Below are 13127 nucleotides of genomic sequence, written 5' to 3' on the forward strand. Positions count from 1 at the left end.
AGTCTCAACCCCCGTACATGACAGGACGGTTGAGGCGGAGGGGCGGACATGGGCGTGGCGATCCGGACGGCCGGCGAGGACGACCGGGACCTGGTGGTCCGGCTGCTGGACGAGGCGTTCCAGGACGATCCGGTCAGCGGCTGGGTGTTCCCCGGCGCGGAGTACCGCCGTGCGACGCACCACCGCCTCATGGCCGCCTTCACCGACGCCACCCTCGCCGACGGGCGCGTCGACCTCGTCGAGGACGGCTCGGCGTGCGCCCTGTGGTTGTCCGTGCCCGCGGATGACCCCGGCCACGGCGGGGCGGCCGAGGGCGAGGACGAGTTCGCCGAGCTGCGCCGGGCCGTCGACGCGGACAACGAGCGGGTGGAGCTGATCGGCCGCCTCACCGCGGGCATCCACCCCCAGAGCCGCGCCCACGAGTACCTGTGGATGATCGGCGTCGCCCCCGGCCGGCAGGGCGAGGGGCTGGGCACCGCGCTGATCGGCTCCGCCCTCGACCGCTGCGACCGCGAGGGCCGTGCCGCGTACCTGGAGGCGAGCAGCGAGCGCAGCGCCGTCCTGTACCGCCGCCTCGGCTTCGAGCACCTCGGCGAGCCGCTGCGCCTCCCGGACGGCCCGCTGATGTACCCGATGTGGCGCGAACCCCGCACCGGGAACTCCCCGAGCTGACCGGCAGCCCCTCACCCCTCAGGGGCGCACCCCGCCGCAGAGGGACGTTCGGCCCTGTACGGCGCCTCGCGCGCCCCGCTTCACTGGCCCCGCTACGGAGGACGAGCGGAACGGGGGATGGGCCGTAACGGGGCGCCGACGGGCCGGCGCACGGGGACATCGCGGTCGTCGAACACCACGGTCCGACCGTCGCGTCACCGCGCCGGGTGGAGGCGGCCGTACGGAGCCGGCCGGCGCTCAGTCCGCCGGACGCTCCAGGAAGCGCACCATGTTGCCGGCCGGGTCGCGGAACGCGCAGTCCCGCATCCCGTACGGCTGGTCCACCGGCTCCTGGAGCACGTCGGCGCCCGCGGCCCGCACCCGCTCGAAGAGGGCGTCGCAGTCGGTGGTGGTGAAGTTGACCCCGCGCAGCATGCCCTTGGCGAGCAGCTCGGCCATCGCCTGCTTGTCGGCGGGGGAGGCGTCCGGGCTCGCGGCGGGCGGCTCCAGGACGATCTCCACGTCCTGGTCGGGGGAGCCGACGGTCACCCAGCGCATCCCCTCGAACCCCACGTCGTTGCGCACCTCGAAGCCCAGTACGTCGCAGTAGAAGGCCAGCGCCTTGTCGTGGTCGTCGACCGCGATGAAGCACTGCGCGAGCCGTACGTCCGTCGTCCTGTCCATACCGATCCCGCCGTCCACGTCAGAAGTTCCCGCTCGGGTCGACCCGCCGCCGGGGCGTCCGCACCGGCCGGGTGTAGGTCCGCACGACGCACGGCGGGATGACCGCGCTCGCCTCGTGCGACCGGGCGCGGTACGCGCTCGGCGTCTCCCCGACCAGCTCGGTGAACCGCGAGCTGAACGACCCCAGCGACGTACAGCCGACCGCCAGGCACACCTCGGTCACCGAAAGGTCGCCCTTGCGCAGCAGCGCCTTGGCCCGCTCGATCCGCCGCGTCATCAGGTACGCGTACGGCGTCTGCCCGTACGCGGCCCGGAAGCTGCGCTGGAAGTGGCCGGGCGACATCAGCGCCGTCCGCGCCAGCTCCGCGATGTCGAGCGGCTCGGCGTACTCCCGGTCCATCCGGTCCCGCGCCCGCCGCAGCCGCACCAGATCCTCCAGCTCCATGCGCCCAGCATCCCACGGGCCCCGCGAACGGCGCCGGGGAACACCGAAGGGGACCCGCCGCGTGAAGCGACGGGCCCCCTTCGGACAAGTGCCCCGGGACCCGCGATGGTGCACCGACCGCCGGCCGCCGGAAGCGTGCGGCCGGGTCAGGCCTTCTTGGTCTCCCAGAAGATCTTGTCGATCTGGGCGATGTAGTCCAGCGCCTTCTGGCCGGTGGCCGGGTCGGTCGACGCCTTGGCGGCCGAGAGGGCCTTCAGGGTGTCGTTGACCAGCTGGTGCAGCTCCGGGTACTTCTCGAAGTGCGGCGGCTTGAAGTAGTCGCTCCACAGCACCGAGACGTGGTGCTTGGCCAGCTCGGCGCGCTGCTCCTTGATGGCCGTGGCACGCGCCTGGAAGTGCGGGTCGTCGTTGCCGGCCATCTTCTCCTGGACGGCCTTGACCGACTCCGCCTCGATGCGGGCCTGGGCCGGGTCGTACACACCGCAGGGGAGGTCGCAGTGCGCGCTGACCTTGACCCTGGGGGCAAACAGGCGGGAAAGCATGAAGCGTTTCCTTCCTCGTGATCGTCTTCTCACAGGGGACATTACTCCGTGACGGACGGGTTTTCGCGAGTGCCCCCGTGGGCTTAGGACAAAAGTCCGGGGTCAGACTGAGACTGGTGGAGGAAGAACCGGGGAGGTGCCGGGAGATGCCGGAGCTGTCGCAGGACGCCGAGCGGGTGAGGGCGCCGCTCCCCTTCGGGGTGGCCGAGGTGACCGGTCCGTCGATGGTGCCCACTCTGCGCCACGGGGACCGGCTCCTGGTCCACTACGGGGCGCGGGTCGGACGCGGTGACGTGATCGTGCTGCGCCATCCGTTCCAGCAGGACCTGCTGGTCGTCAAGCGGGCGGCCGAGCGGCGCGACGGCGGCTGGTGGGTGCTCGGGGACAACGCGTTCGCCGGCGGCGACAGCACCGACTACGGCGTCGTCCCCGACGAGCTGGTGCTGGGCCGGGTGCGCTTCCGCTACCGGCCGCGCCCCGCCGCCCGGCGGTCGCCGCTCGCGCTGCTGGTCTGGCTGCTGACCGCGGCCCGGCCGGTGCTGTCCGACCGGTCCGCCTCCAGGCGTTTGCGGGCCCGGTAGGCGGCCACGTTCGCACGGGTGGCGCAGCGGTCCGAGCAGTAGCGGCGCGAGCGGTTGGTCGAGGTGTCCAGGTAGGCGTTGCGGCAGGGCGCGGCCTCGCACAGCCCGAGGCGGTCCACGCCGTACTCGGTGAGGTGGAAGGCCAGGCCCATCGCGGCGGTCGCGGCGTACCCGGCGGTCGCGTTGGACGGATGGTCGGCCAGGTGCATGTGCCACAGCGGGCGGCCGTCGTCGTCGCGGAAGTCGTGCCCGGAGATCTGCGGGCTCACCGGGAACTCCAGCAGCAGGGAGTTCAGCAGGTCGACGGCGAGGGTCTCGTCGCCGTCGTCCGCCGCCTCGAAGACCGACCGGAGCCTGGCCCGGACCGAGCGGAACCGCGTGACGTCCGCCTCGGTGGCCCGCCGGGCGGCCGACCGGTTGCCGCCGAACAGGTCACGCACCGCCTCGACCGAGGTGAGCGTGTCCGTGCCCCGGACCGGCTCCTCGGTGTTCACGAGACGGACGGCGTAGTCCGAGTAATAGGCCAGTTCCACTTGGAATCCTTACGCAGGGGCTCTATGGTCGTGCGTGCGGTCGGGTAACAGACGATCGTACGTCCAGGGTATTACGGAGTGCAGTGCCAGGGAGGGCCCATGACGGACTCGCACATCACCACCGCCGGTACCGACTGGCAGGCCTGGCAGGACAGCTGGGACCGCCAGCAGGAGTGGTACATGCCCGACCGGGAGGAACGCTTCCGGGTCATGCTCGACATGGTCGAGGCCCTCGTCGGCCCCGCCCCGCGCGTCCTGGACCTGGCCTGCGGCACCGGCAGCATCACCGCCCGGCTGCTCGCCCGCCTCCCGGCCGCCACCAGCACCGGCGTCGACCTCGACCCGGCGCTGCTCGCCATCGCCGAGGGCACCTTCGCCGGCGACGAGCGGGTCACCTTCGTCACCGCCGACCTGAAGGACCCCGGCTGGGTCTCGCGGCTCCCGCACGACTCCTACGACGCCGTGCTCACCGCCACCGCCCTGCACTGGCTGCACCGGGAACCCCTCGCGGACCTCTACGGGCACCTCGCGGGCCTGGTCCGCGACGGCGGCGTCTTCATGAACGCGGACCACATGATCGACGAGACCACGCCCCGGATCAACGCGGCCGAGCGCGCACAGCGCCACGCCCGCATGGATCAGGCCAGGGCCGAGGGCGCCCTCGACTGGGCCGACTGGTGGCAGCTCGCCGCGAAGGACCCCGTCCTCGCCGGGCCCACCGCCCGCCGCTTCGAGATCTACGGCGAGCACGCCGACGGCGACATGCCCTCCCCGGCCTGGCACGCGCGCACGCTCCGCGAGGCCGGCTTCGCCGAGGCCCGCCCGGTCTGGTGCTCCCCGTCGGACACCCTGCTGCTGGCCCTCAAGTAACGCGCCCCGCGCGCAGGGAGCAGACGGAAGGGGCGGTACGGGGGTCCCGTACCGCCCCTTCGCCGTGCGCGGGCGCCGAGGTCAGAGCACCTTCGACAGGAACGACTGGGTGCGCTCGTGCTGCGGGTTGGTCAGCACGTCCCGGGGGTGGCCGGACTCGACCACCACGCCGCCGTCCATGAACACCAGGCTGTCGCCCACCTCGCGCGCGAAGCCCATCTCGTGCGTGACGACGATCATCGTCATGCCCGACTCGGCCAGGTCGCGCATGACGTCGAGGACGTCACCGACCAGCTCCGGGTCGAGCGCCGAGGTCGGCTCGTCGAACAGCATCAGCTTGGGGTCCATGGCCAGCGCACGCGCGATCGCCACCCGCTGCTGCTGGCCGCCGGAGAGCTGGGAGGGGTAGTTCCCGGCCTTGTCGGCCAGACCCACCCGGTCCAGCAGCTCCAGCGCCCGCTGCCGGGCCGCGGACCGGCTGACGCCCTTGACCTGGACCGGCGCCTCCATGACGTTCTCGACGGCCGTCATGTGCGGGAACAGGTTGAAGCGCTGGAAGACCATGCCGATGTCCCGGCGCTGCTGGGCGACCTCGCTGTCCTTCAGCTCGTAGAGCTTGTCACCCTTCTGGCGGTAGCCCACCAGGTCGCCGTCGACGTACAGCCGGCCGGCGTTGATCTTCTCCAGGTGGTTGATGCACCGCAGGAAGGTCGACTTGCCCGAGCCGGAGGGGCCGATGAGGCAGAACACCTCGCCGGTCCTCACCTCCAGGTCGATGCCCTTGAGGACCTGCACACCGCCGAAGGACTTGTGGACGCCCTCGGCCTTCACCATGGCCGTCATACCGTGCTGCTCCTCTCGCGGCTGAAGGCCGTCATGTTGGCCTTGACTTTCTGCCACGGGGTCGCGGGCAGGTTCCGGGACGAGCCGCGCGCGAAACGGCGCTCCAGGTAGTACTGGCCGACGCTGAACACGCTGGTGATGACCAGGTACCAGATGCACGCCACGAACAGCATCTCCATGACGGCGTACGACGTGGAGCCGATCGTCGAGGTGGCGCGCAGCAGTTCGTTGTACGTCACCGCGTACACCAGCGACGAGGTCTTCAACATGTTGATGAACTCGTTGCCGGTCGGCGGCACGATCACCCGCATCGCCTGCGGGATCACGATGCGCCGCAGCGTCTTGCCGTGGCTCATGCCCAGCGCGTGCGCCGCCTCGGTCTGGCCCTCGTCGACGGACTGGAGGCCGGCGCGGCAGATCTCCGCCATGTACGCCGCCTCGTTCAGGCCGAGGCCGAGCAGGGCCGCCATGAACGGCGTCATGACGTCGACCATCTCGTCCTTGTAGATCGGGCCGAGATTGAGCACCGGGAAGATCAGCGCCAGGTTGAACCACAGCAGGAGCTGCACGTACACCGGCGTGCCGCGGAAGAACCAGATGTAGACCCACGCCACCCAGCTGGTCACCGGGTTCTTCGACAGCCGCATCACGGCGAGGACCACACCGAGGACCACACCCATGACCATGGCCAGGATGCTGATCAAGAGGGTGCGGCCGGCGCCGGCCAGGACGGTGCTGTCGAAGACGTAGTCGCCGACGGCCTGCCACTGGATCTTCTCCGCGGTGGCGAAGGCGTTGACGAGGAGGGCCACCAGGCCCAGTACGACGACGGCGCTGACCCAGCGGCCGTAGTGGCGGACCGGGATGGCCTTGATCGCCGCGGGCGCCCCGGGGGCGGGCCCGTCGTCCTTGGAGACGGTGGCCGCCGGTCGGGCGCCGGCCGTCTCCTTGTCGAATTTGTCGCTCACTGTGACTGCCCTTCAGTCGTGCCCGGGACCGTCACTTGCCGCCGTTGACCACGGCCTTGTCGATGGCGCCCGTCTCGGCGCCCCACTTCTCGAGGATCTTCTTGTAGGTGCCGTCCTCGATGATCGCGTTGACGGCCGCCTCCAGAGCCTCGGTGAGCTCCTTGTTGTCCTTGTTGACGGCGATGCCGAACGGACCGGCGTCCACCTGCTCGCCGATGACCTCGAAGGCGTTGCCGTTGTCGGCCTTGCGGGCCAGGTCGACGGCGACCGGGTAGTCGTTCACACCGGCGACCGCGCCGCCCGACTTCACACGGGTCTGGGCCTCGGTGTCGTTCTCGAACGACTGGATCTTGACGGCCTTCTTGCCGGCGTCCGTGCACTTCTTGGACTGGTCCTGCAGCGCCTTCTCGTACGTCGTGCCGCGCTGCACGGCGGCCGGCCGGCCGCACAGGTCCTCGATGGAGTTGATCCCCTTCGGGTTGCCCTTCTGGACGTACACGGCGGTGCCGGCCACGAAGTAGTCGACGAAGTCGACACCCGGGCCGAGCTTCTTGCCCTTGTCGTCCAGGCCCTCCTGACGCTGCTTGTTGTCCGTGATGGACGACATCGCGATGTCGTAGCGGCCCGAGTTCAGCGCGGTGATCAGACCGTCGAAGCTGCCGGAGGTGAACTGGACCTTCACACCCAGCTTCTCGCCCAGCGCGGCGGCGATGTCGGGGTCGACACCGACGATCTTGCCGCCCTCCTGGAACTCCATCGGGGCGTACTCGGCATTGGTGCCCGCCTTCAGGACACCGGCGTCCTGGATCTCCTGGGGCAGCTTGTCGAACAGCGGGGCGGAGTTGGACTTACCCTCGCCCGAGTCGCCGCCGCTCCCGGTCTGGTCACCGCAGCCGGTGAGAAGCAGTGCGCCTGCGACCGCGATCGCGCCGACCGCTGCAATCCGTGAGCGCGCGGCGGTGGTACGACGGGTGGTGCTTGCGGTCATGGTGGGTTCCTCCGGCGGATGGGTGGAGTTGCCGATGGGGCCGGCGATGGCCTGTCGGCATCGCCGCGGGGTCGACGGGCGCACACACCTTCGAGTGCCGCGACCTCGTGTGATTACGGCATCTTGCCATTCGGATTGGCCCGTTCAGGGTGCTTGCGATGTCAAAATCGGATAACGGCGAGTCGCCGAACCCGACCACTTGGGTCCATCGCGACCGCAGACTCTTCGGGAATCCTCTATTCCGGCCGCAAGATCTCCGTCGATACGCCTGTTGCGCGGGCGACCCGCCGAGTCCACGGGGTACTTGCGGGCTTGCTGGGACTTCGTCCAGGTCTTGTCCTGATATCGGACGATGCTTCATGGCGTCGGCATGTGACCTTCGCGTTATGGACTCGTCGCCGACCGCATCCGTCCGGTAAGAAGGTTCTTTACACCCCTCATCCGGGGCTCAGGGCGCGTGTGCGGCGCGCCCGTCGCGTTCGGCCCGTACGCAGTAACCCCTCCGGGCCCGGCGCGGTCCCGCCCACCCCTCACCAGGAGTGGCAACCCTCAAACAATGAACACTTAAGGGGTAAAACCAAGTGGCAGCGGAGATTGTCAATCCTCGCAGCGACAGCGAGAACCGGGACGCTTCCGAGCAGGGCGGCGGGGCAGCGCCCCTGGAGTCCTTCGACCCGGCGTTCGCGCTGCACCGCGGCGGCAAGATGGCCGTGCAGGCCACCGTGCCGGTCCGCGACAAGGACGACCTGTCCCTGGCGTACACGCCCGGCGTCGCGAAGGTGTGCAGCGCGATCGCCGAGCAGCCGGAGCTGGTCCACGACTACACGTGGAAGTCCTCGGTCGTCGCCGTCGTGACCGACGGCACGGCCGTGCTGGGGCTCGGTGACATCGGGCCCGAGGCCTCCCTCCCGGTGATGGAGGGCAAGGCCATCCTCTTCAAGCAGTTCGGCGGTGTGGACGCCGTCCCCCTCGCGCTGAGCTGCACCGACGTCGACGAGATCGTCGAGACCGTGGTCCGGCTCGCCCCGTCCTTCGGCGGTGTGAACCTGGAGGACATCTCGGCGCCGCGGTGCTTCGAGATCGAGCGGCGGCTTCAGGAGCGCCTGGACATCCCGGTCTTCCACGACGACCAGCACGGCACGGCCGTCGTGACGCTCGCGGCGCTGCGGAACGCGGCGCGGCTCAGCGGGCGTCCGCTGGGCGAGCTGCGGGCGGTGATCTCCGGTGCGGGCGCGGCGGGTGTCGCGATCGCCAAGATGCTGGTCGAGGCCGGCATCGGGGACGTCGCGGTGGCCGACCGCAAGGGCGTGGTCTCGCGGGACCGCCAGGACCTCACGCCGATCAAGGCGGAGCTGGCGTCGTTCACCAACAAGGCCGGCATCTCCGGCCCGCTGGAGTCCGCGCTGGCGGGCGCCGACGTCTTCATCGGCGTCTCCGGCGGCACGGTGCCCGAGTCCGCGGTGGCGTCGATGGCGGAGGGCGCCTTCGTCTTCGCCATGGCCAACCCGACGCCGGAGGTGCACCCGGAGGTCGCGCACAAGTACGCGGCCGTCGTCGCCACCGGCCGGTCCGACTTCCCGAACCAGATCAACAACGTCCTGGCGTTCCCCGGCATCTTCGCCGGCGCGCTCCAGGTGCGGGCCTCCCGGATCACCGAGGGCATGAAGCTGGCGGCGGCCGAGGCGCTGGCGTCGGTGGTGGGCGACGATCTCGCCGCCGACTACGTCATCCCGTCCCCGTTCGACGAGCGGGTCGCCCCCGCGGTGACGGCGGCCGTGGCCGCGGCCGCCCGGGCGGAGGGCGTCGCCCGGCGCTGAGCGCACCCGTGTGAGGGGCCCCGTCCGCGCTGTGGACGGGGCCCTCGCGTGTCCGCGGACGCGCCCGGGACGGCCCGGTCGGTCCCGGTCCGGCGCAAGAGGGCGTGTGTCACAGCCGGGCACGGTTCCTTCGGCGGGGCGCGGAACCTATCGTCAAGGTCATGTTCGCCGTCTACGCCGCCCGAATCGACCGCGACCAGCCGCTCACCGGACTGGAGTCGGGAGAGCGACCAGCTCCCGACTCCCGGCCGGGCTGGAGCACCGTCACGGTCAAGGCCGCCTCCCTCAACCACCACGACCTCTGGTCCCTGCGCGGCGTCGGCCTCGCGGAGGACAAGCTGCCGATGATCCTGGGCTGCGACGCGGCCGGGATCGACGAGGACGGCAACGAGGTCGTCCTGCACTCGGTGATCGGCCAGACCGGTCACGGCGTGGGGCCCAAGGAGCCCCGCTCCATCCTGACCGAGCGCTACCAGGGCACCTTCGCCGAGCAGGTCTCCGTGCCCGCCTGGAACATCCTGCCCAAGCCCAAGGAGCTGTCCTTCGAGGAGGCGGCCTGCCTGCCCACGGCCTGGCTGACCGCCTACCGGATGCTGTTCACCAACGCCGGCGTGCGGCCGGGTGACTCCGTGCTGGTGCAGGGCGCCGGCGGCGGGGTCGCGACCGCCGCGATCGTGCTCGGCAAGGCGGCGGGACTGCGGGTCTTCGCCACCAGCCGGGACGAGGCCAAGCGCAAGCGGGCGCTGGAGCTGGGCGCCGTGGAGGCCGTGGAGCCCGGCGCGCGGCTGCCGCAGCGGGTCGACGCGGTGATCGAGACCGTGGGCGCGGCCACCTGGTCCCACTCGGTGAAGTCGCTGCGGCCCGGCGGCACGCTGGTGATCTCCGGCGCCACCAGCGGCGACCGGCCCTCGCACGCCGAGCTGACCCGGGTCTTCTTCCTGGAGCTGAGGATCGTCGGCTCCACGATGGGCACCAAGGACGAGCTGGAGGACCTGCTGTCCTTCTGCGCCGCGACCGGGGTGCGGCCCGTGATCGACGACGTGCTGCCGCTGGACCGGGCCCGCGAGGGCTTCGAGCGGATGGCGTCCGGCGAGCTGTTCGGGAAGATCGTGCTCACCAACCCCTGACGAGGGCTCTCCCTCCCCGCTTACACGGCTCTTGTGCGGCCGGTCCGGTGCTCCGGGCCGGCCGCACGTGTGTCCGGGGCGGTCGTGCCGGGGCGCAGTCGTGTCAATTGAGATTGACAGTACAGGCGTGTCAACGTAAGTTGACATCATGACTGAGGCAACCGATCTCGCCGAACGGGCGGGCGATCGCGACCCGCGGGTCGGCCTGCGGGCGGTCGCCGCGCTGCGCAAGCTGCTAGAGCAGCTGGAGGCCGTACAGGTGCGCAACGCGCGCAACCACGGCTGGTCGTGGCAGGAGATCGCCACCGAACTAGGGGTCAGCAGGCAGGCCGTCCACAAGAAGCACGGGAGGCATTGATGTTCGAACGGTTCACCAAGGACGCCCGGGACGTGGTCAAGGACGCCGTCGCCCAGGCCGAACGAACGGACGCGGCCCGCGTCGGCGCGGAGCATCTGCTCCTCGCCCTGCTCGGCCGGGAGGGCAGCCGCGCCTCCTTCGCCCTGACCGCCCTCGGGCTCGACGACCGGCGCGCGCCGGTACGCGAGGCCCTGGAGCGGGCACGGCGGCGGGGCGGACTCACCCAGGCCGAGACCGACGCCCTGGCCGGACTGGGCATCGACGTCCCGGAGATCGTCGCCCGGGTGGAGGAGACGCACGGCCCCGGAGCCCTCTCCGGGGAGCGGCCCCGCACCCGGTGGCGGGGACACCGCCCCTTCGACCGGGCCGCCAAGGACGTCCTGACCGGGGCGCTGCGCACCGCCACCGCCCGCGGCGACCGCCACATCGGCGACGAGCATCTGCTGCTCGCCCTCACCGCCCGCCCCGGCGTGCCCGCCGAGGTCCTCGCCGACCACGGGGTGACCCACGCGTCGGTCACCCGCGTGCTCCACGGCGACGGCGAGGCCAAGGCGGGCTGACGGTCCCGGCCCTCAGCGCTTGGGCGTCCGCAGTATCGCCCCGATGCGGGCCGCGGCCTCCGACAGGTGCCGGCGGGTGTCGCGCAGCTGCTCCTCGGTGACCCCGTGGTCCCGCGCGGCGTCCCGGACGTCGTCCCGGAAGCGATCCAGCAGCCGCTCCAGGTCACGCGCCGGGTCGCCCGTGGACTCCGCGGCGCTCTCATGGCCCCAGGCGGGGGCGTAGGCGGCAGGGAAGTCCTCGGGGGTCGAGGAGTACGACGGACGGAACTCCGGCTCCTCCGCGGAGCCCGCGGAGCCCGCGGAGCCCGCCGGGCCCGCCGGGCGGCCGAAGCCGAAGTCCTTGCCGAACTCGCCCATCTCCTTGACCAGCTCACCCAGACCTTCCCGCAGTCCGGACGGCCAGTCGCCGCGGGCGAAGTGGCCCTGCACCTGTTCCTGGACCTGCCGCATGATGCGCTGCACCTGCTCCTGCGCCCGGTCCTGGGCCTCCTTGGCCTGGCGGCGGGCGCGCTGGGCCTCCTCGCGGGAGCGGCGGCTCTCGTCCTTGGCGCGGCGGGCCTGCTCCTTCCACTCCTGCTTGGCGCGGCGCATCTCCTCCTTGGCGGCGCGCCAGGACTCCTTGTCGCCGAACATCGAGAAGTCGCCGAGGTCGAAGTCGCCGAAGGGGGCGTCCTTGCCGCCGGACGTGCCGCCGCCCCGCGACTGCCGTGCCTTGCCGGCCGCGGCGCGCATCTCGCGGCGCAGGTCGCCCGCCGCGCCGCTGACGTCGGCCCGTATCTCGGCGGCCAGCTCGGCCACCGACTCGCGGATCTCCAGCTCCAGGTCGGCCAGCTCGCCGCTGCGGTCGGCCAGCTCGGCGCGGCCGGCGTCGGTGATCGAGTAGACCTTGCGCCCGCCCTCGGTGGTGTGGGTGACCAGCCCTTCCGCCTCCAGCTTGGCGAGACGGGGGTAGACCGTGCCCGCGGACGGCGCGTACAGCCCCTGGAAGCGCTCCTCGAGGAGGCGGATCACCTCGTAGCCGTGCCGGGGGGCCTCGTCGAGCAGCTTCAGCAGATAGAGGCGGAGGCGTCCGTGGGCGAAGACGGGGGGCATGTCAGAGCACCTTCTTGTCGGTCGTACCGGCATTGTCTCCCGGGCCGCCCCACGGGTCCGGCTCGTCCTCGCGGGGCGGGCGGCGCAGCAGGGCGATGGAGCCGGAGACGGTGGTGGCCCGCAGCCTGCCGCTGCCCGCGCCGAGGCGGCCGGTGAGCTTGTGGGCGCCCCACATCCCCTGCACCCGCAGGCTGTCGAAGGCGTTGGAGATCGCGCCGCTCGCCGTGTTGGCCTCCACCTCGGCGTCCGCCGGGTCGGGCAGCCGGACCGCGATCTCGCCCGAGACGCTGGTCAGCCTGACGTCCGTGGGGCCCTCCGGGTCCAGGTCCACGATCATCGAACCGCTGACCGTGTCCGCCCGGACGGAGGGGCCCGAGCCCTCGACGACGGTGAGGTCGCCGGAGACGGAGGCGAAGTGCAGGTCGCCGGTCACCGACTGGGCCTCCACGCTGCCGGAGACGGTGTCCGCGCGCACCGGGCCCGAGAGGGCGACCAGGGTGGTGTCGCCCGCGACGCCCTTCACCGCGGCGGGGCCCCGGATGCCGGAGACGACGGCGCCGGCGCCGACCACGCCGACCTCCACGCGGGTCCGCGCCGGGACGGCGAGGGAGACCACCGCGCTGCGGCGCCAGCCCTTGCGGTCCAGCCACTTGAGGAAGCCCTTCCAGGGGAGGTCCTCGTAGGCGACGGTGAGGACGCCGTCCTCGTGGGTCACGACGAGGGGTGGGCCTTCCACGTCGGAGACCTGGAGGTGGGCCTCGGGGTCGTCCGTGCCCACGATGTTCACCGTGCCGTTGACGATGCGGACGTGGAGGTGGGTCAGGGGGGCGTCGAAGGTGAGGGTGGTTTTGTCCTGGACGGACCACTCGGGCATGGACGGCCTCCTGATCGGCGGTGCTCCCGGGTGTGGGCGCGCGGTTGCGTCATATCGCGTATTACTCGATTCACGATATATCGCGGCGCGCGAAAGTCAAGGCACTCGTTCGGGTGAGGTGAACGGTGCCTTGGGGTGCGATATGGAGAACTGCGTGTTGCAGCTGGGCGGGGGGTGTTGCGCAGCCCGGCGTT

General features: G+C 71.4%; 16 protein-coding genes. 7 read left to right on the forward strand and 9 right to left on the reverse strand.

The window, feature by feature from the left end:
• Window positions 1-48 precede the first annotated feature (48 nt).
• Complete coding sequence (locus CCN29_RS23745; RefSeq protein WP_006136259.1) at window positions 49-672, forward strand: GNAT family N-acetyltransferase; 624 nt, start codon at window positions 49-51, stop codon at window positions 670-672.
• A gap of 237 nt (window positions 673-909) precedes the next feature.
• On the opposite strand, the gene CCN29_RS23750 is transcribed toward CCN29_RS23745, so the two are convergent.
• From CCN29_RS23750 to sodN, 3 genes are all read right to left on the reverse strand, one after another.
• Window positions 910-1335, reverse strand: coding sequence for a VOC family protein (locus CCN29_RS23750; RefSeq protein WP_086684379.1), 426 nt, complete (start codon window positions 1333-1335; stop codon window positions 910-912).
• Between the two features lie 19 nt (window positions 1336-1354).
• Window positions 1355-1780: a helix-turn-helix domain-containing protein gene (locus CCN29_RS23755; protein WP_006136257.1), complete on the reverse strand. Its 426-nt coding sequence runs from the start codon at window positions 1778-1780 to the stop codon at window positions 1355-1357.
• Window positions 1781-1926: 146 nt separating this feature from the next.
• Window positions 1927-2322 (reverse strand): superoxide dismutase, Ni, encoded by a 396-nt coding sequence (gene sodN, locus CCN29_RS23760; protein ID WP_086684361.1) that lies wholly within the window; start codon window positions 2320-2322, stop codon window positions 1927-1929.
• Between the two features lie 146 nt (window positions 2323-2468).
• Here sodN and sodX point away from each other — a divergent pair, with 146 nt between their 5' ends.
• On the forward strand, window positions 2469-2903 hold the full coding sequence (gene sodX / locus CCN29_RS23765) for a nickel-type superoxide dismutase maturation protease (RefSeq protein WP_006136255.1): 435 nt from the start codon (window positions 2469-2471) through the stop codon (window positions 2901-2903).
• Here the strand turns inward: sodX and CCN29_RS23770 are convergent.
• Window positions 2786-3436, reverse strand: a complete 651-nt coding sequence (locus CCN29_RS23770) for a CGNR zinc finger domain-containing protein (protein ID WP_006136254.1) — start codon at window positions 3434-3436, stop codon at window positions 2786-2788. The genes sodX and CCN29_RS23770 overlap by 118 nt on opposite strands.
• A gap of 99 nt (window positions 3437-3535) precedes the next feature.
• Here CCN29_RS23770 and CCN29_RS23775 point away from each other — a divergent pair, with 99 nt between their 5' ends.
• Entirely contained in the window at window positions 3536-4306 is a 771-nt protein-coding gene (locus CCN29_RS23775) for a class I SAM-dependent methyltransferase (protein WP_086684364.1), read from the forward strand.
• Window positions 4307-4387: 81 nt separating this feature from the next.
• Here the strand turns inward: CCN29_RS23775 and CCN29_RS23780 are convergent, their stop codons facing one another.
• From CCN29_RS23780 to CCN29_RS23790, 3 genes are read right to left on the reverse strand one after another with little or no spacing between them, the layout of a single operon-like run.
• Complete coding sequence (locus tag CCN29_RS23780; RefSeq protein ID WP_086684367.1) at window positions 4388-5149, reverse strand: amino acid ABC transporter ATP-binding protein; 762 nt, start codon at window positions 5147-5149, stop codon at window positions 4388-4390.
• The gene (locus CCN29_RS23785) at window positions 5146-6117 is read right to left on the reverse strand and encodes an amino acid ABC transporter permease (protein ID WP_086684370.1); all 972 of its coding nucleotides are present in this window, start codon (window positions 6115-6117) and stop codon (window positions 5146-5148) included. The genes CCN29_RS23780 and CCN29_RS23785 overlap by 4 nt, the downstream gene beginning before the upstream one ends.
• Window positions 6118-6148: 31 nt before the next feature.
• Window positions 6149-7105, reverse strand: coding sequence for an ABC transporter substrate-binding protein (locus tag CCN29_RS23790; protein ID WP_086684373.1), 957 nt, complete (start codon window positions 7103-7105; stop codon window positions 6149-6151).
• Between the two features lie 581 nt (window positions 7106-7686).
• On the opposite strand from CCN29_RS23790, the gene CCN29_RS23800 reads away from it, so the two are divergent.
• The 4 genes from CCN29_RS23800 to CCN29_RS23815 all read left to right on the forward strand — a co-directional run bounded on the left by CCN29_RS23800 (window position 7687) and on the right by CCN29_RS23815 (window position 10967).
• A complete protein-coding gene (locus CCN29_RS23800; RefSeq protein WP_006136249.1) occupies window positions 7687-8922 on the forward strand; it encodes an NAD(P)-dependent malic enzyme in 1236 nt (411 codons plus the stop codon).
• Between the two features lie 161 nt (window positions 8923-9083).
• A complete protein-coding gene (locus tag CCN29_RS23805) occupies window positions 9084-10049 on the forward strand; it encodes a zinc-binding dehydrogenase (RefSeq protein ID WP_086684376.1) in 966 nt (321 codons plus the stop codon).
• 148 nt (window positions 10050-10197) lie between these two features.
• Window positions 10198-10407: an HTH domain-containing protein gene (locus CCN29_RS23810; RefSeq protein ID WP_006136247.1), complete on the forward strand. Its 210-nt coding sequence runs from the start codon at window positions 10198-10200 to the stop codon at window positions 10405-10407.
• On the forward strand, window positions 10407-10967 hold the full coding sequence (locus CCN29_RS23815) for a Clp protease N-terminal domain-containing protein (protein ID WP_006136246.1): 561 nt from the start codon (window positions 10407-10409) through the stop codon (window positions 10965-10967). Before CCN29_RS23810 ends, CCN29_RS23815 begins: the two co-directional genes overlap by 1 nt.
• Before the next feature lie 12 nt (window positions 10968-10979).
• On the opposite strand, the gene CCN29_RS23820 is transcribed toward CCN29_RS23815, so the two are convergent.
• Both CCN29_RS23820 and CCN29_RS23825 read right to left on the reverse strand, forming a co-directional pair.
• The gene (locus CCN29_RS23820) at window positions 10980-12059 is read right to left on the reverse strand and encodes a PadR family transcriptional regulator (RefSeq protein WP_006136245.1); all 1080 of its coding nucleotides are present in this window, start codon (window positions 12057-12059) and stop codon (window positions 10980-10982) included.
• A 1-nt stretch (window position 12060) separates the two neighbouring features.
• Complete coding sequence (locus CCN29_RS23825) at window positions 12061-12933, reverse strand: DUF4097 family beta strand repeat-containing protein (protein ID WP_006136244.1); 873 nt, start codon at window positions 12931-12933, stop codon at window positions 12061-12063.
• Window positions 12934-13127 lie beyond the last annotated feature (194 nt).

Origin of the sequence: Streptomyces pseudogriseolus (assembly GCA_002154585.1) — a bacterium.
In the GTDB taxonomy this organism is placed as follows: domain Bacteria; phylum Actinomycetota; class Actinomycetes; order Streptomycetales; family Streptomycetaceae; genus Streptomyces; species Streptomyces pseudogriseolus.